Source organism: Chryseobacterium sp. HR92 (assembly GCF_045689405.1).
GTDB lineage: Bacteria > Bacteroidota > Bacteroidia > Flavobacteriales > Weeksellaceae > Chryseobacterium > Chryseobacterium viscerum_A.
In genome coordinates this window covers 689,959-713,818 of the sequence record NZ_CP139139.1, presented here as the reverse complement: position 1 = coordinate 713,818, position 23,860 = coordinate 689,959, and the positions used below count along the sequence as shown (strand labels likewise).

The 23,860-nt window shown below is 35.2% G+C and carries 22 protein-coding genes and 1 pseudogene; 18 read left to right on the top strand and 5 right to left on the bottom strand.

Going from position 1 to position 23,860, the window contains the following annotated elements:
* Window positions 1–15 precede the first annotated feature (15 nt).
* Window positions 16–3,234, bottom strand: a complete 3,219-nt coding sequence (locus tag SFA27_RS03265; protein ID WP_407296273.1) for a S8 family peptidase — start codon at window positions 3,232–3,234, stop codon at window positions 16–18.
* A gap of 151 nt (window positions 3,235–3,385) precedes the next feature.
* Between SFA27_RS03265 and SFA27_RS03260 the strand changes: the two genes are divergently transcribed.
* From SFA27_RS03260 to SFA27_RS03240, 5 genes are all read left to right on the top strand, one after another.
* Complete coding sequence (locus tag SFA27_RS03260) at window positions 3,386–3,964, top strand: HupE/UreJ family protein (protein WP_047379132.1); 579 nt, start codon at window positions 3,386–3,388, stop codon at window positions 3,962–3,964.
* A gap of 67 nt (window positions 3,965–4,031) precedes the next feature.
* The gene (locus tag SFA27_RS03255; RefSeq protein WP_407296271.1) at window positions 4,032–6,419 is read left to right on the top strand and encodes a M1 family metallopeptidase; all 2,388 of its coding nucleotides are present in this window, start codon (window positions 4,032–4,034) and stop codon (window positions 6,417–6,419) included.
* A 56-nt stretch (window positions 6,420–6,475) separates the two neighbouring features.
* Window positions 6,476–7,198: a hypothetical protein gene (locus tag SFA27_RS03250; RefSeq protein WP_407296268.1), complete on the top strand. Its 723-nt coding sequence runs from the start codon at window positions 6,476–6,478 to the stop codon at window positions 7,196–7,198.
* A 154-nt stretch (window positions 7,199–7,352) separates the two neighbouring features.
* Window positions 7,353–7,490, top strand: a complete 138-nt coding sequence (locus SFA27_RS03245; RefSeq protein WP_185097869.1) for a hypothetical protein — start codon at window positions 7,353–7,355, stop codon at window positions 7,488–7,490.
* Window positions 7,491–7,720: 230 nt separating this feature from the next.
* Complete coding sequence (locus SFA27_RS03240) at window positions 7,721–7,855, top strand: hypothetical protein (RefSeq protein ID WP_255812661.1); 135 nt, start codon at window positions 7,721–7,723, stop codon at window positions 7,853–7,855.
* Window positions 7,856–7,908: 53 nt separating this feature from the next.
* Here the strand turns inward: SFA27_RS03240 and SFA27_RS03235 are convergent, their stop codons facing one another.
* Complete coding sequence (locus tag SFA27_RS03235) at window positions 7,909–8,607, bottom strand: LytTR family DNA-binding domain-containing protein (protein ID WP_264516949.1); 699 nt, start codon at window positions 8,605–8,607, stop codon at window positions 7,909–7,911.
* On the bottom strand, window positions 8,600–9,508 hold the full coding sequence (locus SFA27_RS03230) for a sensor histidine kinase (protein ID WP_407296266.1): 909 nt from the start codon (window positions 9,506–9,508) through the stop codon (window positions 8,600–8,602). The genes SFA27_RS03235 and SFA27_RS03230 overlap by 8 nt, the downstream gene beginning before the upstream one ends.
* Before the next feature lie 355 nt (window positions 9,509–9,863).
* Here SFA27_RS03230 and SFA27_RS03225 point away from each other — a divergent pair, with 355 nt between their 5' ends.
* From SFA27_RS03225 to SFA27_RS03175, 11 genes and pseudogenes are all read left to right on the top strand, one after another.
* The gene (locus SFA27_RS03225) at window positions 9,864–10,556 is read left to right on the top strand and encodes a DUF2490 domain-containing protein (RefSeq protein WP_264516947.1); all 693 of its coding nucleotides are present in this window, start codon (window positions 9,864–9,866) and stop codon (window positions 10,554–10,556) included.
* A 27-nt stretch (window positions 10,557–10,583) separates the two neighbouring features.
* Window positions 10,584–11,870, top strand: a complete 1,287-nt coding sequence (locus tag SFA27_RS03220) for a CitMHS family transporter (RefSeq protein ID WP_047379142.1) — start codon at window positions 10,584–10,586, stop codon at window positions 11,868–11,870.
* 43 nt (window positions 11,871–11,913) lie between these two features.
* On the top strand, window positions 11,914–13,125 hold the full coding sequence (locus SFA27_RS03215) for a cation:dicarboxylate symporter family transporter (RefSeq protein WP_407296262.1): 1,212 nt from the start codon (window positions 11,914–11,916) through the stop codon (window positions 13,123–13,125).
* Window positions 13,112–13,903 (top strand): TerC family protein, encoded by a 792-nt coding sequence (locus SFA27_RS03210; protein ID WP_407296259.1) that lies wholly within the window; start codon window positions 13,112–13,114, stop codon window positions 13,901–13,903. Before SFA27_RS03215 ends, SFA27_RS03210 begins: the two co-directional genes overlap by 14 nt.
* A 115-nt stretch (window positions 13,904–14,018) precedes the next feature.
* Entirely contained in the window at window positions 14,019–14,297 is a 279-nt protein-coding gene (gene groES, locus SFA27_RS03205) for a co-chaperone GroES (protein ID WP_034696138.1), read from the top strand.
* Window positions 14,298–14,392: 95 nt separating this feature from the next.
* A complete protein-coding gene (groL, locus tag SFA27_RS03200; protein WP_047379148.1) occupies window positions 14,393–16,018 on the top strand; it encodes a chaperonin GroEL in 1,626 nt (541 codons plus the stop codon).
* Window positions 16,019–16,310: 292 nt separating this feature from the next.
* Complete coding sequence (locus tag SFA27_RS03195) at window positions 16,311–16,988, top strand: hypothetical protein (protein ID WP_407296254.1); 678 nt, start codon at window positions 16,311–16,313, stop codon at window positions 16,986–16,988.
* A gap of 130 nt (window positions 16,989–17,118) precedes the next feature.
* Window positions 17,119–17,727, top strand: coding sequence for a hypothetical protein (locus SFA27_RS03190; protein WP_407296251.1), 609 nt, complete (start codon window positions 17,119–17,121; stop codon window positions 17,725–17,727).
* A gap of 350 nt (window positions 17,728–18,077) precedes the next feature.
* A complete protein-coding gene (locus tag SFA27_RS03185; protein ID WP_407296249.1) occupies window positions 18,078–18,593 on the top strand; it encodes a hypothetical protein in 516 nt (171 codons plus the stop codon).
* Window positions 18,594–18,647: 54 nt separating this feature from the next.
* Window positions 18,648–18,842 (top strand): annotated as a pseudogene (groEL, locus tag SFA27_RS03180) (chaperonin GroEL); the annotation flags it as partial.
* Between the two features lie 196 nt (window positions 18,843–19,038).
* On the top strand, window positions 19,039–21,081 hold the full coding sequence (locus SFA27_RS03175; RefSeq protein ID WP_407296246.1) for an AIPR family protein: 2,043 nt from the start codon (window positions 19,039–19,041) through the stop codon (window positions 21,079–21,081).
* Window positions 21,082–21,244: 163 nt separating this feature from the next.
* Here the strand turns inward: SFA27_RS03175 and SFA27_RS03170 are convergent, their stop codons facing one another.
* Window positions 21,245–21,478, bottom strand: coding sequence for a helix-turn-helix domain-containing protein (locus SFA27_RS03170; protein WP_407296243.1), 234 nt, complete (start codon window positions 21,476–21,478; stop codon window positions 21,245–21,247).
* 517 nt (window positions 21,479–21,995) lie between these two features.
* On the opposite strand from SFA27_RS03170, the gene SFA27_RS03165 reads away from it, so the two are divergent.
* Window positions 21,996–22,520 (top strand): hypothetical protein, encoded by a 525-nt coding sequence (locus SFA27_RS03165; RefSeq protein WP_407296241.1) that lies wholly within the window; start codon window positions 21,996–21,998, stop codon window positions 22,518–22,520.
* A gap of 284 nt (window positions 22,521–22,804) precedes the next feature.
* Here SFA27_RS03165 and SFA27_RS03160 read toward each other — a convergent pair whose 3' ends face one another.
* Window positions 22,805–23,152, bottom strand: a complete 348-nt coding sequence (locus SFA27_RS03160; RefSeq protein ID WP_407296238.1) for a winged helix-turn-helix transcriptional regulator — start codon at window positions 23,150–23,152, stop codon at window positions 22,805–22,807.
* An 82-nt stretch (window positions 23,153–23,234) separates the two neighbouring features.
* Here SFA27_RS03160 and SFA27_RS03155 point away from each other — a divergent pair, with 82 nt between their 5' ends.
* Window positions 23,235–23,744: a dihydrofolate reductase family protein gene (locus SFA27_RS03155; protein WP_407296236.1), complete on the top strand. Its 510-nt coding sequence runs from the start codon at window positions 23,235–23,237 to the stop codon at window positions 23,742–23,744.
* Window positions 23,745–23,860: the final 116 nt, after the last annotated feature.

Genomic DNA, 23,860 nt, shown 5'->3' with positions numbered 1-23,860 from the left:
TTGATTGATGAAGATTTATTGTTTAATTACTTTTTTCGTAATTTTTGTGTTATCATCCAATATAATGGTGAACAGATAAGTTCCTCTTACCAGTTCTGAAACATCAATTTTACCGGAATGGGTATCCACATTTACCGTTTTAATAAGTTTTCCTGAAACATCATAGATCGTTACTGCTGCTTTAGAATGTCTGCCTAATGCTACATCCACAAAATCTTTCGCAGGATTTGGAGTGATATTCACTTCCGGGTTCAACTTAACATCGGCTGTTCCTAATGTTGTCCCTGTTTTAACAAAATATCCGCCAAAACCTGTCGTCTGGAAGCTCACTTCCCAGTATTGATAGGTATCATTCCAGATAATATCAGCAATTTCGGGAGTAATAACCGAAGCTGTCCCTCCAAAAGATGCGACTGTACCAGTAGTACTGGTTCCTGTATATTTTTCAATAATAAGGTTAGCTTTATTGGCAACATCTGCAGGTGAAGTAGGTAATTTCACTCCACTGGTCAAGTTATAAGCATCGAAATCACCCTGTTTAAAGTATAAAGTTACTTTTCCGGTTGCTGTGGCTGCATTCGTGTCAGGATTTATTTCATATCTTCTTGCCACATAGTTTGGCTGTGCATTATCCACCCATACTTTTGATGTTGTATTTCCTGCTACAGTACTTGCGGTTTCTTTTTCCACTCTTGAAATCAGCTGGCAGGCGTTTGTAAAATAGTTATAACCATTGGCCACTGTACTTGCTTTCATTTGATTAGACGTTGCTAAATTCTTTACTTCAGCAATATTTTCATAGACTACAGCTCTCATTTTAAGATCAAAAGTTCTTGAAGTCCATGTAGTGCCGTCAGTAGAAGTCTTAGATCTGTTATTTACTACTGCGTTCTCAGCTTTCATCGCAATTCTCCCCCCTAATCCATTTACGACAATATAAAATTCTTTTCCGGTTATCATTTGTACATTTAAATCGGAAAGATTCACATAGTTCCAGGTAAATCTTTGAGAACTATTAAGCCATGAAGTAATGGTTTTGGTTGCAATAATATCTCCTGGATTTCCACTGGCATTCACTTTTCTGATTTGAATATCAACCGGAATATCTGAAGGGAGTGAAGTCCCTGTTAAAAATGAAAAACCTCCCAATTTCCCTGTTAACGTTGGTGTATATCTTACTGCCAGAGCAATATTATCAAAGTAATAATTAGATTCTGTATTAGCAATAATATAAGGTTCATCATACCCTACAGTCTCAAAATTAGATTTTACACATCCTAATTCATCAGTAACAGCTTTATAAATGTCCAGTTTACCATATCCCCACCTCATGTTTGGAACGGTTCCTGTTGCTCCATCCATTCTGGCATTAGCAGTAAGACGTGTTTTCACCTGTGCTGCTGTTAACGAAGGATTAGCCTGAAGCAATAATCCAACAGCTCCTGCTACTCCTGGTGAAGACATACTTGTTCCCTGGTTTTTCACATAATAATTAGTTCCTGCAATAATATCTGTTGCAGCCGGAGCAGAATTACTGGATCTTGATGAAATAACATTCTGACCTGAACCTGCAATATCCGGTTTCTGAACACCATCTACTCTTGGTCCCTGTGAACTAAATGAAGAGATAGATTCCTGTGGAGTAAGTGTAAAATAACCACTTGTTCCACTATACCAACTGGCTCTTCCCATATATGAAGCTACTGTAATGGCATTGGAAGCATTCCCCGGAGATCCTACAATATATTCATTATCTCCGTTTTGCAACGTAGTTTGTACTCCCTGGCTATACAGCCAGCCGTGGGTGGTTATCTGCTGTGCTCCGTTATTGGTAATTTCTAATGTATAATTTCCCTGAACATCAGTAGCTCCTGAAGTTCTGGTTACAACTAACTGTACATATCTTTTATTGTTATCATTTCCCCAATAATTATACATCGTTGCTGTAAGACCACCTCCCAATATAGTGTGAGCCGTGGTTGTGCTTATATTCTGAGTATATTGCTGTCCATCGGGAGTAGTCAGTTTTGCTGTAACAGCAGTATTATCATTGGCATACATAATGAATGAAAATACTGAAGCAGCAGAGGTATTGCTTGCTACTGTAAAACTGTACGTCTGTGCAGCACCAGCCGCAATATCCACTTTTCTGTGAAGATTAGCTCCGTAATCATTTCCGGCAGAAATAACCACAACTCTACCAGTTCCTGAAGTCGTAAAATTATTAACCGCCACTTCATGACTGGAAGTTCCGTCATGAGCAGTTCCCTGACCACCAATACTCATATTGACAACGATAGGTTTATTAAGTGCCGTAGCTACATTTTTGAAATAGGTTAAGGCATTAATGGTATTTGTTGTAGGAAAAGAGCCATTCCCTCCTTTTACAAATACGATATCTGCATCGGATGAAAATCCTTTGTGCCTCTTATCTGTAAAAGCGGCACCATTTCCGGCAGCAGTACCCGAAACATGGGTTCCATGTCCGTTGGTATCATTTTCGCGAACGAAGCCTGTAGGTGTCCCATCCAGTTCATCTTCAATCTGTGCTCTTGTATATTCCACACCTGTTGAAAACCCTGTAGGAGTTGTCTCACCAGATTGTGCCGTTAATGTCTGATCCCAGATGGAAACAATTCTACTTTTGGTCTGGTCATCAGCTTTTCTGAAATCCGGATGCTTCCAGTCTATCCCACTGTCATAAATTCCAACCAAAACACCGGTACCGTTATAAGAAGTATTATTAAAAACTCCATCCTGCAAAAGACTTGCTCCGGACTGGGCTCTGCTCACATCATTATGAAGCTCATCAAATTCGGGTCCCATTACAGACGTTACATAGGGAAGCTGCACAAGTCTTTCAATATCTTCAATGGTAACCAAAGCTGTGGAAAAAGTTGGCAGCGCGCTCTGAATAATAAAACCATCTGCTTTCAGTTTTTCCGGTTCTTTGGTATAAATAATACATGAATACATTGTTTGTGCTCCTTTTGAAGTCACCACCAGATGCTGATCAAGTTTCATATCCGGGCGTTCCAGATCTTTCACCGCTCTTCCATTGGCTATATTCTCTTTATTTTTCAATAAAACATCAAAGCGGGAGTCCAGTTTCTGTACCTGCCCGTAAAAGGCATAAGAATACAATCCTAAAAAGGCTGCTGCTGCATTTCTCAGAAGCTTCGATCCTCCGTGTGAAATGCTTACTTTTGTAAAAAATAATTTTTTAATATCCATATTTCATTTTTAAGCAATACAATTATACAATATTTATTAAAAATATAAATAATACCAATAATTAACAAACAATAAGCGTAAAAATTAAATCAAATAATAAAATTAACAACATTTTAACAAAATATTTAAAATATAAAATTTTTCAACCAAAATGCAGGATTTTCTTTTTTATTTAAACCTTGGATGGGAACATATTATTTCTTTGGATGCATTGGATCATCAATTATTTGTTTTGGCTTTGATTGCTGTTTATTCTTACAGTGAATGGAAGAAAATACTGATCCTTGTAACTGCATTTACCATCGGGCATTCCATTACATTAGCTTTAAGTATCCTTGACGTCTTCAGGGTTCCGTCTGACTGGGTTGAGTTTTTAATTCCCCTGACGATTGTCCTGACATCATTGGATAATATCATTATGAAAAATCAAAAGCAGACCCTGATGCGGGCCAATTACTATCTTGCTCTGATCTTTGGTCTGGTACATGGAATGGGGTTCGCCAACACAGCAAGAGTAATGATTGCGAAAAGCCAAAGTATTGCTTTACCCCTGCTGGGATTCAATATTGGTTTGGAGCTTGGCCAGATTGTAATTGTTGCTGCAATCTTAATCATCCTGTTTATTTCACTCAATCTTTTTAAAGTGAATAAAAAAGACTGGATACTCTTTGTTTCTTCCGGGGTGTTTGCTTTATCCTTAAAAATGACTTTGGAAAGAATTCCTTTTTAAAAGTTAAATATTTTCATTATTTCAAGAGCTTATTACTATCTTTGATCATTAATAAATCATTTCGGTTATGAAACTAAAAGTTGTTATACTTTCACTTTCTGTATTTGCATATACAGGTTTCACCGCACAAAATATTCAGAATAACCCGGGCAGCAACCATGGCAACAAGTTTGAGCAGCTGGGAACAATTCTACCAACACCCAACATTTACAGAACGGCTTCCGGAGCCCCGGGACACGGATACTGGCAAAACAGAGCGGACTATAACATTACCGCGTATCTGGATGAGGACAAAAGAAATCTGAAAGGTTCTGAAACGGTAACTTACTACAACAATTCTCCTGATGATCTGGATTATATCTGGCTGCAGCTTGATGAAAATGAGCATTCAAGCATCAGAAATGCCGGGTATGATACTTCATCGGTTCTTCGCCCTTCAACGACCGACCAACAGCTTAAGACTACTGAACTTCCGATAAAAGATAATGGCTATGGCGTGAGTCTTGAAAAAGTGACAGATGCTGCAGGTAATGCTTTGAAGTATACTGTCAACAAAACCATGATGCGTATTGATCTTCCTAAGGTTTTGAAAAAGGGTGAAAAATTTGTTTTCAAAGTAGACTGGAACTACAATATCTCCAACAGAATGAAGATGGGAGGCCGCGGCGGTTATGAAAATTTCCCTGAAGACGGCAATGATCTTTATACGATAACCCAATGGTATCCGAGAATGTGTGTCTACAGTGACTTCCAGGGCTGGCAGAACCATCAGTTTACCGGAAGAGGTGAATTTGCATTGGTTTTTGGAGATTTTAAAGTATCCGTGAATGTTCCTGCGGATCATATTGTAGGAGGAACCGGAGAATGTAAAAATTATGATCAGGTTTTGACATCTGATCAGTTATCAAGATACAGAAAAGCTGAAAATGCATCTGAACCTATTGAAATTGTAACTTTGGATGAAGCTAAAAAAGCAGAGAAAAATCATTCAAAACAAAGAAAAACATGGGTTTTTGAAGCGAAGGATGTTCGTGATTTTGCATGGACTTCTTCGAGAAAATTTGTCTGGGACGGAATGCGTGTAACAATTCCTGAAAACAATAATAAAGTAATGGCGATGAGTTTCTACCCGAAAGAATCTTATGGTCTTTACAGAAAGTTTTCCACAAAAGCGGTTGCCCATACCATTAAGACCTATTCAGAATTTACCATCCCTTATCCATATCCTGTAGCACAATCTGTAGAAGCAGCAAACGGTATGGAATATCCGATGATCTGTTTCAATTTTGGAAGAACTGAAAAAGACGGAACGTATTCCGAAGGAACCAAAAACGGAATGCTTGGAGTAATTATTCATGAAGTTGGACACAACTTTTTCCCGATGATCATCAACTCTGATGAGAGACAGTGGGCATGGATGGATGAAGGTCTGAACACGTTTACAGAATATCTTACAGAAGAAAAATGGGATAATAAATTCCCTTCCAAAAGAGGACCGGCATGGACCATCGTAGATTACATGAAACTTCCGAAAGATCAGCTGGAACCTATTATGAGCAACTCTGAAAATATTGTTCAGTATGGTCCGAATGCGTATTCAAAGCCTGCTACAGGATTGAATATTCTTCGTGAAACGATCATGGGAAGAGAGCTTTTCGACAAAGCTTTTAAAACTTATGCTAAAAGATGGGCCTTTAAACATCCTGAACCTGCAGATTTATTCCGTACCATGGAAGATGCCAGTGGTGAAGATCTTGACTGGTTCTGGAGAGGATGGTTCTACGGTACAGATCCTGTGGATATTGCAATTGATAAAGTAACGGTTGCTGTTCCTAATCTTGAAACAGATCCAAAAGCAGCGGCTGAAGTGAAATATCAGGTTGAAAAACCTTTGGTAAACAGTTTTGAAGATCTTTCAAAAATCAGAAACAGAGAAGACAAGAATATCAAATTCTATGTAGAGACAGACAAAGCTGCCCAGGATTTCTATTATAAATATGACAGAGGCCAGGAAAAAGTAGATAATAATAAGGAATACACCATCAAAACTGATGCTAGCCTTCCTTTAGACGCGAAGGATAAAGAGAAATTCAAAAATATTACCGGTTATCAGATCGATTTTGTTAACAAGGGCGGGCTGGTAATGCCTATTATCCTTGAATTTACTTTTGAAGACGGCTCAAAATTGTATGATAAATCCGCAGCACAGATCTGGAGACTGAATGAGCAAAAAGTTTCCAAGACGTATTATTTTGATAAGAAAGTAAAATCTATTCAGCTTGATCCGATGAGAGAAACTGCTGATATTGATACAACCAATAACTTATGGACTAGTTCCGGATCTGGTACTGAAACTTCAAAATTCCAGCTCTTTAAACAAAAACAGGAAGCAGGTTCTGTAAGAGGAGGCTCCACCGGAAAGGTGAATCCAATGCAGGCTGCAGGAAAGAGTTAAAAATCAAAATGTTGTAACTTTTAACAAATACAGCACTACTTATTATTAAAAAGATCATGAGAACTATTCTTTTCCTTTTAATACTAAGTAGTGCTAATTTTTTTTCCCAGAAATTACTTACTCCCGAAAATTCAGGAATCAATTCAAAACTCATTCAGGATGAAATTTCTGAAGCAATATGGACTGCTGAAAATGCAGGCACAAAAACAGAAATAGGAAGCATTATTACTGAGATCAAAAAACTGAACAAAGCAGATCTTCTTATTAAAACAACGGTAAAAATGAAACAGGCTCCGGATGCTCAATGGACGGATTCTACTCTTGTCAAAACTTCCAATTTCAGCCCAGTCTACCACTCTTCTTACAATTCAATGAGAGACATGGTTCTCAAGTCTGAAAAGGATAAGGTCACCGGATATTATCTGGATAAGAAATCTCAGAAAAAAGATATAATCGAAATTACTGCAAGTCATTATTTCGACAGCAGCAGCTATGCCCAACTGATCAGATATCTTCCTTTGAAAGAACATTTTACTGCCGAGATTTCTATTTTCGATTATAACCCCAAATCTGAGAAAAAAGGGATGATGAAAGCTTACATTCTGGATACTCAAAAGTCAGAATATAAAGGAAAGCCTGTCTGGGTAGTGAAAACAAATGATGATATCAGCAACCAATTAACCATAGTGACCTATTATATTGATCCCGCCACAAGGAAAATTGTAAAGCAGGATATGGACATGGCAGGAAAAAAAATGTCTTTAGAAATAATTCAATAAATCACTGAAAATCAGATACCAATATCTTATTTCCGTCTACAAAAAATATAACAACCTGACTTAAAAAGTCTTATATTTGAATGACCATAAACACCAAATGTCAAAAACCTGATTGACAATAAATGTTCAGGATCAAAAAAACAAAATATTACTTATGAAAAATGCCAAATTACTAAGCAGAGATGCTCAGAAAATGATCAATGGCGGAATTGCTGCCAGACTTGTATGCTGCGAACGCGACGACAACGGAAAATGTACTTTATGGATCGGACCGGGACAGAATTGCCCATAGTTCAATCATCAACAATTTAGAATAAAGCCGGAGGTTTCCGGCTTTCCCTGTTTATACCCTCCATCATCTTTACAACCTGATAATCAAAATTTTATTTAAAAAAAACAGCAATAAAATATATCCCATAATAAGGAAAAATAGTATCTTTGATCCACTTCTTTTACACCAAATGTCAAAATCCTGATTGACTTTAAATTCTCAGGAGCGTACAAATCAAAATATTATTAACTATGAAAAACGCTAAATTATTAAGCAGAGATGCTCAGAAATCTATCAATGGCGGAGCTGCAGGGCGCATTTGCTGTGAATACAATTACAAAGGACAATGTATCCTGTGGATCGGACCGGGACAATATTGCCCATAGTTCAGCCATCAGATAACAATTTTTGAAAGCCGGAAAATTCCGGCTTTTATTTTTTAGCTTAAATGTGCTTTTACGTTCTTTTTATAAGTTCGCCCAAGTGGAAGTTCTTCTCCGTTTTTCAAAAAAACATGACCGGAATTATAAGAATTGATATGATCCGACAAAACGATATAAGACTTATGAATTCTGATAAACCCGAAATGCTGAAATTTCTCTTCAAAATTTGACATTCTCTCCAAAATCATATATTTTTTCAATGGGGTCATCAGTACAATATATTCCCCGAATCCCTGTATCCATAGAATATCTTTAAGAAAAACTTTATTCATCACGTAATTGGATTTGAACATAATATAGTCTTCCTGCTGCTGGTTATTAGCAGAGCTTTTAAACTGAACAAAATCTCTTGCTTTATTAACCGCTTTTTTGAAAGTATCAAAGTCTACAGGTTTTATGAGATAATGAACAACATCCAGTTCAAAGGCTTTCACCGCGTATTTTGTTTCCAGCGTAAGAAAAATACATAACGGCGGATCGGGAAGCTGCTGCAAGAGTTCTACTCCATTGATTCCAGGCATATTGATATCGAAAACAACCAGATCCACTTTATTTGCTTTCAGGAATGCCAGCGCCTCTTCCGGTTTCTGAAATGAAGCCAGCAGTTCAACATCTTCAAGCTGATCGCAATATTGTTTTACAAGCTGCAATGCAGGATATTCATCATCTACATTAACGATAGTCAGGTTAGCCATTGATAGTAATTGTTAAAGCAATTTTATATTGATCATTTTCTTTCGGTCCGGAATAAAATTCATACTGATCAGGATAAAATTTTTCCAATATATGAATAATTGCTTCATTACCCAATCCGTGATAATTAGATTCAGCCGCATGATTTCTATCTTTCCCTACAGAATTTATAATTTCAAAATACAGTTCAAAGCGCTCAATATTACAGAATAATTTTATAAAACCATGAGCATCCTCTCCTATTGCTGAGTGCTTTAATGCATTTTCAAATAAAGTAAGAAGTATAGCAGACGGGATTTCAGCAATGTCAAATTCTTCCTGATCTTCAATATCCATTACAATATCAAGCTGGTTATTATATTTAAGCTGGTATAAAGCTGCAAGAGCTTTCAGTGAAGAAAATTCCTGGGAAACCGTTACTTTTTCCTTTCCACTGTCATAAATAATATACTTCAGAAGCCTACTCAACTGCAAAATAGAATCCGACGTTTTCTCTGAATGGGTAAAACTGTTCGCGTATATATTATTAAGAGTATTCAACAAAAAATGAGGATTCAGTTTAGACTTCAGCAAATCAAGATAAAGCTGGTCTTTCTCTTCTCCAAGGCTGATTACATCCTGCTCAATTAAAAATTTGTCTTTGGTAATTCCCAAAAAAGAACCGACCAGAATTATTATTCCCTGCGAGATGTACACATTATACAGGAACCCAACATGGTAACTTTTTTCACTGAAATCTATCTGAAAAACTGCCGGCTCCCACAGAATTCTGAAAAGACTGGACACCAAAAAACAGATTAAAGCATAAAGGATAAACTCCGGATACTTATTGGATAAATAAAACCGGGGAACAAGATAATAGTACACCAGATAATAAATTCCCACATTAAAAATTGTATTCAAAATAATGCTTATTACCAACTGAGTTGAATCCAGGAAGTAGTTTTCGGTGAAATAAGTCATCAAAATGAAGATAAAAAAGAAAAAAACATGCTGAAACCTCAACAAAAATTTCCAACGGTACTTCATAAGACTTTCCAGAATCTTACCACTAAATAAAATTCTGATAATCAATAATATAATAATAAAATTAATGATTAAAAACATAGTCCATACCTTATTTTGAAACGCATCAAATATAATATCTTTTTGTCTCAAAATGCAGTTCGTTGAGAAAAACTGTCATTGATTGAAAAAATCCAGTCCCGCTCTGTCGAATAAATATATTTGAGAAACCGCAATATTAATCAAATATTACATGAAACTTAATATACAATTAATGCTTATTTTATCATTTTGCATGGTAAATAGCCTTTTACACAGTCAGAGTAAAGACAACTATAATATGTGGTTTCAATACCTGATGTCGGCAAAGCTTACGGATAAAAGTACTTTAACCGCACTTACTCAATACCGTTCTTTTGATCTTGCCTATGACACAAGGCTTTTTCTCGTGAATGCCTATGTAGATTATGAAGTGGTGGAAAATATAAAACCTGCTGCAGGAGCTATGTTTTTAATCCTTGAATCTTATAATGCTGATGATTCTAAAAAGATAAGATATGAAAAAAGACCTTTCCAGCAGGTAACCGCTGATTATTACATTGGAAGAACGTCAATCTCCAACCGTCTGAGAGTGGAAGAACGTTTTATCAGTAATCCTGATGAATTTGAAGTAAGAATCCGGTATCTGATCTCTGTCAGAATTCCTTTCAATAAAAAAGGAGAAAAAGAAAAGCTTTATGGTATTCTTAAAAATGAAATAAGAATGAATGTTGATAAGCTAGAACCCTTCGACAGCAATCGTATTACGGCAGGTCTTGGAATAAAACTAGGAAAAAATTCTGCTTTGGAGCTAGCCTTTATCAATCAGCTGGAAACCAAAAAAACAAGTAATTATGGATTCGTAGGATTCAGAAACAATTTTGACTGGAGAAAAAAGAAACAATAATAACCTCATTAATATTTACACAAAACTATGCTGACCCTTCTTGGCTTTTTAATGATTTTCATCTTCATGGTTCTCATCATGAACAAAAAGATGACTCCACTTACCGCCTTAGTTCTAGTTCCGGTTCTTATAGCTGTAGTTGCAGGATTTGGACCTGACCTCGGAAAAATGATGAAAGACGGAGTAAAAGAAATAGCACTTACGGGAGTTATGCTGATTTTTGCCATCCTGTATTTCAGTCTGATGATTGATACAGGGCTTTTCGAGCCCCTTGTCAATGCCATATTAAAGGCTGTAGGAGATAATCCTGTAAAAACAACCATCGGAACTGCCCTTCTCACCACTTTAGTTTCATTAGACGGCGATGGCTCTTCCACTTACATTATTGTAGTGGCTGCATTACTCCCACTTTATAAAAAACAAGGGATGAACCCTTTGGTTCTGACCTGTATTATCATGCTTGCAGGCGGTATTATGAATATTTTACCATGGGGAGGACCTACTGCAAGAGTGATGAGTTCCCTTAAACTGGGCCACACAGAAATATTCGTTCCTATGATCCCGGTAATGGTGATCGGGCTGATCTGGGTATTTTTTGTCGCCTATATTTTGGGTGTACGGGAGAAAAAAAGAATAAGCAAGCACGGAAAATATACCAAATACAGCGGACAGGATATTGCCGGGGAAAATGATCCCGCATTAAGACGTCCCAAACTTATTATTATCAATCTGATCCTTACCATTGTCCTGCTTTGCGTAATGATTCTTGATATTATTCCTTTGGGAATTGCCTTTATGATTGCCTTTTGTATAGCTTCCCTGATTAATTATCCGAAACTGAAAGACCAGCAGAAAATCATTTCAAAACATGCAGGGAATGCGTTATCTGTAGCGGGAATGATCTTCGGAGCAGGAATTTTTACAGGAATCCTGAATGGTACCGGAATTATGAATTCTATGGGAAACAGTATTATCAGTATCGTTCCTAAAACATGGGGTGGATATCTGAACGTCATCACTGCAATATTCAGTGTACCGCTTACTTTTTTCCTTACCAATGATGCCTATTATTTTGGAATATTGCCTGTGATTACAGCAACCGGCAGCCAGCTGAATATTCCTCCTGATATTTTAGGACGTGCCAGCCTTGTGGGACAGGCTTCTCATTTATTAAGTCCTTTGGTTCCTTCTACTTATCTTTTGGTTTCACTGGCAGGTGTGGAATTCTCGGACCATCTGAAATTCACTTTAAAATGGGCTATAGGATCATCAATCGTAATGTTGCTGAGCGCATTGCTTCTTGGTATTATATAAGGTTATATCTTTGAATTTTGTAATCTTACCCAATAAAAAGTGAATGATGAAACCTTCTAAGCAAAAAACATTTACAGACTCCTATTTAAGAAACTTAACTCTATATGTGTTCACAGCGATTATCTGTGGAGCATTAACCGGTTATTATTTCCCGGAAGTCAGTAAACATCTGGAAATGGTAAGCAGTTACTTTTTCATGCTTCTTGAGGTTTTGATTATTCCTGTTATTTTCATTGCTGTAACTTATGGGGTAAGCTACATTTTCAGCACCAAAAATGCTTTTAAAATTGTAAGTCAGATGGTTCTGTACTTTTTAATCATCACCTCCGTAAGTATTGTATTGGGAATCGGTTCCGGGCTTCTTTTAAAACCAGGAGCCAATACGGGAATTATCATTTCTTCCCACAAAGCGCTTCCGGAAAGATTTTTAACCACATCCACGAATCCGTTGCATATCAGTAATTATGTACTTTTTCTTTTAATATCAATATCTGCGGGAGTTGTGATTGGCCTTTCAAAGAAAAAAAATAACATTCTTAAAACGATTGATAAGGGAAGAAACTTGTTTTTCAAGATCATCAAGTATGTTTACATCTTTCTTCCGATAGTCATTTTCTCTAATATCGCTTACGGAATTTCTGTATATGGGATTAATACTTTGCTTCCATTAAGTAAGATAGTTGCAACGGTATATCTTACCTGTGTATTTTTCATTTTTGGAATACTAGGTGTTGTAACGGCTTATTTCAAAATTAACCTTTGGGATTTTTTAATCAGCATCAAAGAGGAAATCATTCTTGTAGTGGCCACTTCTTCTTCAAAGACCGCCTTCCCCATGATTTTTGATAAAATGGAATCACAAGGCTATGACCGGAAAATTCTTCGTCTTATTATTCCTCTCGGATACAATTTTAATCTGGCAGGAGCCTGTATTTACCTTTCAATTTCATGTATTTTTCTTATCCAGTTTTATAATATTCCTCTTACGGTAAAAGATTATTTCTGGCTTTTTATAACGATTTCAATTGCTTCAAAAACAGCTTCGGGAGTACCCGGATCAGGCTTCCTTGCCCTGATGTTTACCCTAAGCCGTTTTGGAAAAATTCCCACCACAGATCTTGCTCTTTTATACAGTATAGACCGCTTTATGAACGAAGCCAGATCGGTTACCAATTTCATAGGCATTTCAGTTTCTGCTGCCATTATTTCAAAACTTAATCAAAATTCTATTTCTTTAAAAAATGATGTTTCCTGATTTCACACACCTTTTAAATGACATATTACAAAATCCTGCAAGATCCATCGCTATCATCGGCAATCTCATCCTGATCGAAAGCCTTCTCTCTGTAGACAATGCAGCTGTACTGGCTACCATCGTAATGGATCTACCCGAGCATCAAAGAAAAAAAGCCTTGAAATACGGAATCCTTGGGGCTTATGTATTTCGTGGACTGGCCCTTATTTTTGCTTCCGTACTGATTTCCGTATGGTGGCTAAAACCATTAGGAGGATTCTATCTGCTCTATATTTCCTTTGACTGGTTTATCAAAAAGATTAAAAACACAAATGATGAAGAAAATCCTGAGGAAACCCCGGGCAAAGAATCCAGTTGGCTGTACAAAAATTCAATCGGACTGCTGGGACAGTTCTGGGCCACTGTAGCTATTGTAGAAGTAATGGATCTTGCTTTTTCTATAGATAATGTTTTTGCTGCGGTAGCGTTTTCAGACAATTTACTTTTGATTACACTTGGGGTATTTATAGGAATTTTAGCGATGAGATTTATTGCACAGTGGTTTGTCCGTCTGATGCAGATATTCCCTTTTCTGGAAACGGCCGCTTTTATTGTGATTGCTATTTTAGGAGTTAAACTAAGTTTGTCATTATACGAACACTTCTACCCTGCTACAGCTTTTGCTCAGTTTTTAGCCAGTCATACCATGGAAATTCTGGTTTCCGCTATTACCGTTCTTTTGTTTGTAGTGCCTGTAGCTACGAGTTATCTTTTCGGATTTCCAGCACGCAAGAAATAATTTTTCTGCCAAATTTTCACATTCGGAAATAAAAGTCTGCCATTTCATCCACCAGTGTCTCATGGCATACATTTAGAGAATTACTACACAGAAATAATTAATAAATAAACATATTATGTCAGTAAACTTTAAACCATTAGCAGACAGAGTTCTAGTAGAGCCTATCGCTGCAGAAACTAAAACAGCTTCAGGTATTATCATCCCGGACACTGCAAAGGAAAAGCCTCAAGAAGGTACTGTTGTGGCAGTAGGTCCTGGTAAAAAAGATGAGCCTACAACTGTTCAGGTAGGTGACAAAGTTCTTTATGGAAAATATTCAGGAGCTGAATTGAAGCTTGAAGGAAAAGATTATTTAATCGTAAGAGAAGCTGATTTATTAGGAATCATCGGTTAATTTGTAAAAAGTAAAATGTATTCATGTAAAATGATATTTTCAGGATATAAAATCATTAATACATTGTACAAAGTACATTAATACAATAAAAAATTATGGCAAAAGAAATAAAATTCGATATTGAATCAAGAGACGCTCTAAAGAGAGGGGTAGATGCATTGGCTAATGCAGTAAAAGTAACTTTAGGTCCTAAAGGTAGAAACGTAGTGATCGAAAAATCTTTCGGTGCTCCACACGTAACTAAGGATGGTGTTTCTGTTGCAAAAGAAATCGAACTTGAAGACAGAGTAGAAAATATGGGAGCGCAAATGGTAAAAGAAGTTGCGTCCAAAACTAATGATATCGCAGGAGACGGTACTACTACCGCTACTGTATTGGCACAAGCTATCGTAAGAGAAGGTCTTAAGAATGTAGCTGCAGGTGCTAACCCAATGGATCTTAAAAGAGGAATCGACAAAGCAGTATCTGCAGTTGTTGAAAACCTGAAAACACAGTCTCAGACTGTTGGAGATTCTACAGAAATGGTAAAACAGGTTGCTTCCGTTTCTGCTAACAATGACGAAACTATTGGTGCTTTGATCGCTGAAGCTTTCGGAAAGGTTGGAAAAGAAGGTGTAATCACTGTAGAAGAAGCTAAAGGTATCGATACAACGGTAGATGTTGTAGAAGGTATGCAGTTTGACAGAGGATACCAGTCACCATACTTCGTGACTAACCCTGAGAAAATGTTAGCTGAACTAGAAAATCCATATATCCTTTTAGTAGAGAAGAAAATCTCTTCAATGAAAGAATTGTTACCAGTTCTTGAGCCAATTGCACAAGGTGGTAAGTCTTTATTGATCATCTCTGAAGAAGTTGAAGGTGAAGCTTTAGCTACTTTGGTAGTAAACAAATTAAGAGGTTCTCTTAAAATTGCTGCTGTAAAAGCTCCAGGATTCGGAGACAGAAGAAAAGCAATGTTAGAAGATATCGCGATCCTTACAGGTGGACAGGTGATCTCTGAAGAGCAAGGTTTCACTATGGAAAACATCTCTTTGGATATGCTTGGAACTGCTGAGAAAGTAACGATCGACAAAGACAACACAACTGTTGTAAACGGTGGTGGTGACGAAGCGAAAATCAAAGGAAGAGTAGCTCAGATCAAAGCTCAGATGGAAACTTCTACTTCTGATTATGATAAAGAAAAACTTCAGGAAAGACTGGCTAAGTTAGCTGGTGGTGTTGCTGTACTTTATGTAGGTGCTGCTTCTGAAGTAGAAATGAAAGAGAAAAAAGACAGAGTAGATGATGCACTTCACGCTACAAGAGCAGCTGTTGAAGAAGGTATTGTTGCAGGTGGTGGTGTTGCTTTAGTAAGAGCAATCTCTGCTTTGGAAAACCTTACCGGAATCAATTCTGACGAAACTACAGGGATCAAAATCGTGAAAAGAGCAATTGAAGAGCCATTAAGACAAATCGTTGCTAACGCAGGTGGTGAAGGTTCTGTAATTGTTGCTAAAGTAGCAGAAGGAACTGGAGACTTCGGATACAACGCAAAAACTGACGAGTATGTTCACATGCTTGAAGCAGGGATCATTGACCCAACTAAAGTAACAAGAGTTGCCCTTGAAAACGCAGCTTCTGTATCTGGAATGCTTTTAACAACTGAATGTGTTATCACTGAAGTGAAGAGCGCTGAACCAGCTATGCCAATGGGTGGTGGAATGCCAGGAATGATGTAACGGTCAGCGACCGAGGCAAATATATACTAACCGTTCTGTTTTTCAGAGCGGTTTTTTTATGTATCAACTGTTTGAAAAAGAAAATCTCACATGAGCAAGAAAGTATTTTTTAATTATAATATTTCACAACTAGTAGAAATACTTAAATTCATTTTGGGTAATAAATACGGTATTTTCAACGCTTACATTCGTTTAATTTTACAGAAATAAAAGTTCCCAAACAAACATTCTTTTCTTAAACAGGTATACCGAAAACTGTATAGAGTAGGTAAAATAGTAAAACACAATTATTATGGCTGGAGATAATGACAGAATACACGGCTACAATCCCATTTATCGTGTACAAAAACCCGTTAATTTTCACTCTTTTGATCTTGACAGTAAGAACAAACCCACAAACTTCATTTATCAAAAAGTAACCATTGATGGACCTGGTGTGACAGTTGATGATCATCAGGGGCATATAGTTCCCCAAAAGACCCTTAATATTGTCTTGAATCCTCTGATGGAAAATATGGCAAAAAATTGCAAAAACTTACCCGATGTCAAAAATTTTATCAAAAATTCATGGATGCAGTCTGTCTATGACTATGGAGAAAAAATTGGTGCCCCCATGTTTGATTTTGAAGACAGCGATCCGGAGACTAAAGTAGGTGGTTTTTTCTCCATTGTAACCTGGAACCCTGTGAATATCTGCCGGGCTCCGGAGGATAAAAAAAGAAATGGTGTTCCTGGTAATACTATTGATACCCAGGTTGAGCAATATCTTGCGGCTCATAAGGATCAGCAAGGTATTAATGCAGCATGGCTTTCAAGTTTGCAAACGCTGATGAAAGATGATAAAAATAAAGATAAAATAACAGATTATATTGCCAAATGCTCTGACACTCTATCAGGACAGCTAAATAAAGGGATTGGCTATTATTCATTTCCCTGGAAATACACCAATAATATTTTAAATCCTATATAGATCAATACTACGAATAATGCAACGGCCAGCTACCGCAGCAAATTAATATACTAACCGTTCTACTTTTTGTAGAGCGGTTTTTTATATATTTGACGAGTAACGATAACCCATGAAAAACAATTAATATATCATGAAAAAAATACCATTTATTTTACTTTTCTTCTTTACAAGTATTTTTGTTTTTTCGCAGCAAAATGAAAAAGACGGATTTATTTTAATTCCCAAAATCAATGATATTACAGATTTAGTAAAAAAGATAAAGCCCAATAGTGATTATAAAATTTGGGCTTTGGTACATTATGATTTTAAAACCAATAATATACTCTATCAAAAAGGAAATAGAAAAATAAATCCTATACGTACAGAGAGCGACTCGTATGGATTTTTTCCTTGTTTGCCTGGAGGTTGCTATTCCTATTTTTATGCCATAAACAAGAATAATAAACCCGAATATATTACCCATGGAAAAGAACTGTATCATTTTCTTGGAGAAATAAATAACATTGAAGAAGCCATGTTTGTTGCTATGCTATATGGCTATATAATGGATCAGGATTATAAAAACGGAAACATCTACAAAGAATCTAAAGATGAATTTATTTTATACTTATCCCAAATCTCTACATCACCTTCATTGAAAAAAGAAGGCTTTATGATTACCATCAAAAAAAATGGTGAATTAACCGCAAAATCAGAAGGAATATATCATTATAATCCTGATGTAAGAATTGCTATATAAAAAAATACATTACATTGTATTGGCAAAAAATGTCTCCTGAACTCCTCATTTAAGGTTCCAGATATCCTGGCCGAGGTTTTGAAACGCTATTTTGGCGTTCTGAAATACTCCTTTGAGGTCTTCAGCTTCTCCCGCCAGGTTTGTAATACCTAATTTCCGGTTGGTGAACCCCAATAGATGGGTTTTATATAGCTTTGGATGGGTTTAGAACCACAAAAGACAAATTAATATATTAACCGCTCTACTTTTGTAGGGCGGTTTTTTATTTAGATACGGTTTCCCGTAAGGAAGTACCATAAAAACATTTTAATTTCGTAAAAATTTATAAAAATGAAAACTAAATAATAAGTATGATAGATAGAATTACTCAAAGCTTACTAAAAGACTTCCAATCTAAATTTGATTTTGAAAATCTTAATGACAGTGACTTATTTGAACATTTTGTAAATTACACTATTCTAGAGAAAAAATTAGAAGATAGACTTGATGAAGATGCACTAGACCTCATAAATATAGGAGTTAACGGGACATTTGGCTTAGATGGTTTTGCAATATTAATAAACAAGCATTTAATAACTTCAAAAGAGGATTTAGATGAAATTTTAAATAAAAATAATAAACCAATAGCAGATGTTTTCTTTATTCAATCAAAAACCTCAAATAATTTTGATGTAAAAGAGATAAGTTCTTTTGGAAATTCAATAGAGGATTTTGTTTCAATTTCGCAAAAATATTCTTGGAATCAAAATGCTAAAAACTTTATAGAGCTTTTTAAGCACTTAACAAATCGTGCAAATGATCTAGAAACAAATCCTTCATGTCCTCGCTACCGCACGATTGTATCGTGTGGCTTTGGCTTTAGATAATAGCTAATTTATTTAAGTCATACGAAAAGATTCGTGCGGCAGCGGGGAGGCTCCGGATACAATGCTAAAACTGACGAGTGTTCACATGCTTGAAGCAGGAATCATTGCCCCAACTAAAGTAACAATAGTTGCCCTTGAAAATGCAGCTTCTGTATCTGGAATGCTTCTTACAACTGAATGTGTTATCACTGAAATTAAGAGCGCTGAACCACTATCCCAATGGGTGGTGGAATGCCAGGAATGATGTAATAGCGAGTCGCTAAGACAAATTTAATATATAAACCGCTCTGCTTTTGCAGGGCGGTTTTTTGTGGAATATGGTTTACCGTAATGTTTATAATTCTCAATTTAAGAACTTAGCAAAAAAGATACAGTAAAAATTTAATAATATTCTAATGATATTAAAATAATAAGTAAATTTAGATATTAACTAAAAACCATAACCATGCAAGTAGAACCTATAATTAATGCAAGATTCAAACAATTTAGACAAAAAAATGAATTAGAAAATGTACAAGATGGAATAGCTTTCGAAAAATTTGTAAATTATACAATATTTACACTGCATCATCCAGATGCTTTTAGTGCTGATACTGAATCACTAGAATTCGTGAGTGTAGGTGGATCAAGTGATATGGGAATTGATGGACTTGCAATTAAAGTTGAAGATATAATTGTAAAAACAAAAAGTGAAATTGATGATATAATAAGGTTTAATCGTAATAAAAGGATTAATGTCGAGTTTATTTTTATTCAATCAAAATATAAAACACATTTTGATAAAGGAGAGCTTAACAATTTTGTTGATGGAGTTAGAGATTTTCTATCTGACGAACATCATTTTCCAATGAATGATAATATAAGAGATTGCCTTGAACTTAAAGAGTATTTACTGAGTGATGAAATTACTATAATGTGGGATAACAATCCAAATATCATTCTTTATTATGTAGGAATGGGGAGATGGAAAAATCCAGCAGATTTAGTTGGTATTGCAAACCAATTTGGAAGAGATATATCTCACCTAAATATTTATAATTTTGAATCAAACAATTTTAAATTCATAGATAGTAATGAATTAAAAAATATTTATGATAGTATTCAAAATACTTTTAGCGCTACTATTGACACTAGACATTCTATGCCATTAACAGATGTAAACGATGTTTCAAACTCCTGCCTTTCGATCGTTTATGGAAGCGAACTAATAAAGTTAATTTCTACAGATGATGGAATAATTCGCAAGTCTCTTTTCAATGATAATGTTCGAGACTTTCAGGGATTAAATCCGGTTAATCTCGAAATAGAAAATACTGTAAAAGATAGTCCAGAAAAGTTTATCATTTTGAATAATGGGATAACTATTGTTTGTGATGAATATAAACAAAACAATACTAAATTAACAATTTTCAACCCCCAAATTGTTAATGGATGTCAGACAAGTCATATTATTTATGAATGTTATAAGAAAAATCTAGACTTATCAAAAGTTCCTATATCTATCCGTGTAATTAGTACAACTGATGAAGAAATTGTAAATGATATTGTTAGAGGTACAAATAGACAAAATATTGTTCTTGAGGAAGCCTTTGAAAGTACAAAAAAGTTCCATAAAGATCTTGAAGAGTTCTTTACAGTTGTTTCTCCAGAATATGAAACAATTTACTATGAAAGGAGATCTAAACAATATCAACATAATCCTATTATTAAACAAACACAAAAAGTAAACTTAAGAATACTAACGCAATATTATTTGGGAGTTTTTCTTAATAAACCACATATTTCGCATAGGCACGAATCAATATTATTAAAAGAAAACAAAGATGATATTTTTCAGGATCATCATTCTAAGTTACCATATTTCACATTAGCATATCTTTTCATAAAGTTTGAAAATTTTTTAAGAGAAAATAATGTTCCTCGAATAGTAAGAACTTATAAATCACATATATTAATGATGTTAAGACAAAGTGTTATGGGGTACCTTCCTTCTCAAAATAAAGAAACAGAGGTTGATAAAGCTTGTAACAAACTCCTCTTTGTTCTTAAAGACAATCAACAATTTGAGAAATTAGTTAGTGATAGCATTAAATTATTTACCGATTCTCTAGAAAAATGGGAAACCGTACTTGGAAAATCTAGGAGGGGAACAAAAGATGTTGAAGCTTTTACATTGCACCTTATAAAAGAGGTTAACAGTTTAATAAAGGATGATGAAAAATCCGCACAATTACAAGATCATGACCTTATAAACTCATCAGAAAAAATATATTTAGGTAAAATTATTGCAATTATTCGAGATAAGTATGGGGATTATTATGGCTTTATTGAAAAAAATCCCAATAATATTTTCGTGCATTCAAAAGATAATAAAAACTTCACTTTCAACAATTTAAAAGGGAAAAAAGTAATGTACAAAATCATTTATGATGAAAAATCCAAATTAGATAATACAAAGGAAAAGGCTGTATTAGAAAAGATTGTTTAGCCATATTTAAACAACGAAGATTCTTTTGTCACAATTTGCCCGTTGCACAAAATCTCTTGACATTGAGCCAATAAAATAAAACCAATCTATTTAAAAAATAAGCTCCGAAGTCGAATGCTTCGGAGCTTATTTTATATTCTAATTAAGGAAAAATCTAGAATTTCTAATCAATTTTAAAATCTAATAAATCTTTAGGTGATATATTTAGACCTCTGGCCAAATCAATTAATGTAGTAAATGCAAAGTTTCTTTTCCCATTTTCTATATCGCTTACTGTACCTTTAGTAATTTTGGAGCTATTTAGAACAACATCATCTTGGGTAAGCCCAGATTTAAGTCTTAAATCTTTGACGTGTTCTCCAAATCTTTTTAGTATTTCATCTTGTAAAACGTCCATTTATTAGCAGTTTATACAAAGGGCGTAATTTTTTTCACAAATTTTGTTACAAGTACTTGTAACAAAATGAAAATTTATTATATTTGGAAAAGATTATTCATTAGAGTAATTTTGCGATACTTCAAAGAAATATAGAAGCTATTGCTTAGAATCTTGTAATAGAAAACTGGTACTTTTTAATGCAACAAGATGATAAGTATGAAGCTCACGACCTAGGCGTGGGCTCTCTTATCTGTTGCAAGGTATACCAGTACCCCTATTACAGATATTGTAGAGTCTCATGCCGTTTTTATTTTCATGCTGTTCTGCTTTTCTACAATCATCTTTTTCTAAGCCTGCTTTACAAAATAAAGTATCATGATACGGTACAATGGGGTGTACAATCCATTGCGGCTTTCGGGCTTTTAGAAAACACAAATTCTATCATATTCATTCGGCTTGTATAGACAGGAAGTTCAGGTATTGCAAAACTTACTTCTTTACTGCCGTATAATCGTACAACAAAAAATACACACTCATGAAAAAAGACAGAACAGACATTCAATCCCGGCTTGGGAAAGGCCGCAAGAAGCATTGTGGCTTACAGCAGATGGAAACATTTTTTCAACTCAATGATCTGGCAGCATCCAAAGAACTTTTAAACAGCATTATAAGTTATGCCCTTAAAAGAAATAGCTGGATAAAAGAGGATCCGTCTGTTATTTATCACTTTCATCAGGCTATGCGTTCATTCATCCGTACAGGCTACTTTATCATGCTGAAGGAAAAGAAATTGGTGGGCAATACTGAGTTGAAAGATCCTTCTCCGTTGGTTCTTGGGTTGCTTTCAGAGAAAGAATACCAAAATCCTATGTTGGTGTTTAAAAAAGCATTCAAAGAATACAGCATCAAAGAATTTGATTATTTTATTTCCGGGATGGTTTATTTTTCAATGGGCATCTATGACAAACTACCGGAAAGGAATATGATAAACCCATATATTCATCTGATTAAAATGCTGGATGCAGCGTATCTTATTATTGAAAGCAAAGGGAAAAAGTAAAGCCTTAAAAATTAAAAAAGATGATTTGATGTAAGCTCAACTTCTTACTTATAAGTCTGTTTAAACTAATCACAAAAGTTTTTATTTTTAAAACACTTTAGTACACTTTAGAAAGTTTAAAATAATACAGCATAAAAATACATTGAAGAAAAAAAATCAAAGATTTTTCAAAACTTATGTGGACGTATTTTGCGCTAGGATATCCTCTTAAGCACCCTTAAGTGTTTCAATCTTTTGTGTCTTTTGTGGTTTAATAAAAAAGTTTAAACAGCATTTATATAAAATCACTTCTCCTTTATTTTCTTTCTATGCTTCAAGCCAAAATTAATTAAGGCATTGACAACATCTTCAGTTTCTTTGGCATGTGTGGTAAGTGCATACGAAACTGTAACAGGTTTGGTGTTATTAACCGTTCGGGTAATCAGTAAATTATCTTCCAGTTCCTGCAGCTCTTTGGACAGAACTTTTGGACTTATTCCCAAAGCCGTTTCCTGTAAATCTTTGAACCGCATAGTTTCGTAATTATACAGATTATGCAGAATGCAGAATTTCCACTTGCCGCCCAATAGTTCAATGGTATCTTTAAGAGCCAAGATTTTTTCTTTACTGATGTCATTTTTTTTGATACTCATAAAATAGTTACTTTCCAAAAGGTAATGGATAGTAAAGGTAAAGTTTCTTTCAGATAATTTTATCCTGTAAAAAAAATTAAAAATGAGAGTAACAGTAATTGCCAACATTTCGGCTAATGGTAAAGTATTATTATCTGATCATCCACATCATCAGTTGCCACCAGAAGCAATGGAGTTTTATTTAGAATTTGCAAAAAAAGTTGGGAACCTTGTCATAGGCTTGAAAACCTTTGAAAGTTTTTTAAATTTCCCACAGGAAGTCAAAGAACATTTTAGCGGAATAGAAATCGTAATACTCTCTGAAAAACCCTATGCATCAAAAGGCTACAAGACTGTTGAAAGCCCCGAAGAAGCTATTGAATATATGTCAGAAAGAGGGTTGCACGAAATGGCAGTTGGCGGCGGAACAGGTGCTTTTAATGCCTTTATAGACAAAGATTTGGTAACAGACATTTATTTTAATATTCATCCATTAATAACAGGAGTTGGCGGTGTTTTAGGAAACAGCAGTGAACTGAACTCAAAATTTAAACATAAAGAATATAACCTTAAAGACGGTTTCATTCAACTGCATCTAAGCAAAGAAGACTGAATAACAACTATTGAAAAAAAAAATTAAATACATATCCCCTCTGCATAAAGTCTCCTAACTTACGTAATTAATATAAAAATCCGAAGTCTCCCCACTTCGGATTCTTTATCATTACC

Bases quoted from the DNA above. Each gene is read 5' to 3' on its own strand.
- SFA27_RS03235 (WP_264516949.1), bottom strand. From the start codon at position 8,607: ATGGCTAACCTGACTATCGTTAATGTAGATGATGAATATCCTGCATTG.
- SFA27_RS03175 (WP_407296246.1), top strand. From the start codon at position 19,039: ATGCAAGTAGAACCTATAATTAATGCAAGATTCAAACAATTTAGACAA.
- SFA27_RS03155 (WP_407296236.1), top strand. From the start codon at position 23,235: ATGAGAGTAACAGTAATTGCCAACATTTCGGCTAATGGTAAAGTATTA.
- groL (WP_047379148.1), top strand. From the start codon at position 14,393: ATGGCAAAAGAAATAAAATTCGATATTGAATCAAGAGACGCTCTAAAG.
- SFA27_RS03240 (WP_255812661.1), top strand. From the start codon at position 7,721: ATGAAAAACGCTAAATTATTAAGCAGAGATGCTCAGAAATCTATCAAT.
- SFA27_RS03225 (WP_264516947.1), top strand. From the start codon at position 9,864: ATGAAACTTAATATACAATTAATGCTTATTTTATCATTTTGCATGGTA.
- SFA27_RS03160 (WP_407296238.1), bottom strand. From the start codon at position 23,152: ATGAGTATCAAAAAAAATGACATCAGTAAAGAAAAAATCTTGGCTCTT.
- SFA27_RS03165 (WP_407296241.1), top strand. From the start codon at position 21,996: ATGAAAAAAGACAGAACAGACATTCAATCCCGGCTTGGGAAAGGCCGC.
- SFA27_RS03215 (WP_407296262.1), top strand. From the start codon at position 11,914: ATGATGAAACCTTCTAAGCAAAAAACATTTACAGACTCCTATTTAAGA.
- SFA27_RS03185 (WP_407296249.1), top strand. From the start codon at position 18,078: ATGATAGATAGAATTACTCAAAGCTTACTAAAAGACTTCCAATCTAAA.
- SFA27_RS03250 (WP_407296268.1), top strand. From the start codon at position 6,476: ATGAGAACTATTCTTTTCCTTTTAATACTAAGTAGTGCTAATTTTTTT.
- SFA27_RS03260 (WP_047379132.1), top strand. From the start codon at position 3,386: ATGCAGGATTTTCTTTTTTATTTAAACCTTGGATGGGAACATATTATT.
- SFA27_RS03245 (WP_185097869.1), top strand. From the start codon at position 7,353: ATGAAAAATGCCAAATTACTAAGCAGAGATGCTCAGAAAATGATCAAT.
- groES (WP_034696138.1), top strand. From the start codon at position 14,019: ATGTCAGTAAACTTTAAACCATTAGCAGACAGAGTTCTAGTAGAGCCT.
- SFA27_RS03170 (WP_407296243.1), bottom strand. From the start codon at position 21,478: ATGGACGTTTTACAAGATGAAATACTAAAAAGATTTGGAGAACACGTC.
- SFA27_RS03255 (WP_407296271.1), top strand. From the start codon at position 4,032: ATGAAACTAAAAGTTGTTATACTTTCACTTTCTGTATTTGCATATACA.
- SFA27_RS03210 (WP_407296259.1), top strand. From the start codon at position 13,112: ATGATGTTTCCTGATTTCACACACCTTTTAAATGACATATTACAAAAT.
- SFA27_RS03195 (WP_407296254.1), top strand. From the start codon at position 16,311: ATGGCTGGAGATAATGACAGAATACACGGCTACAATCCCATTTATCGT.
- SFA27_RS03220 (WP_047379142.1), top strand. From the start codon at position 10,584: ATGCTGACCCTTCTTGGCTTTTTAATGATTTTCATCTTCATGGTTCTC.
- SFA27_RS03190 (WP_407296251.1), top strand. From the start codon at position 17,119: ATGAAAAAAATACCATTTATTTTACTTTTCTTCTTTACAAGTATTTTT.
- SFA27_RS03265 (WP_407296273.1), bottom strand. From the start codon at position 3,234: ATGGATATTAAAAAATTATTTTTTACAAAAGTAAGCATTTCACACGGA.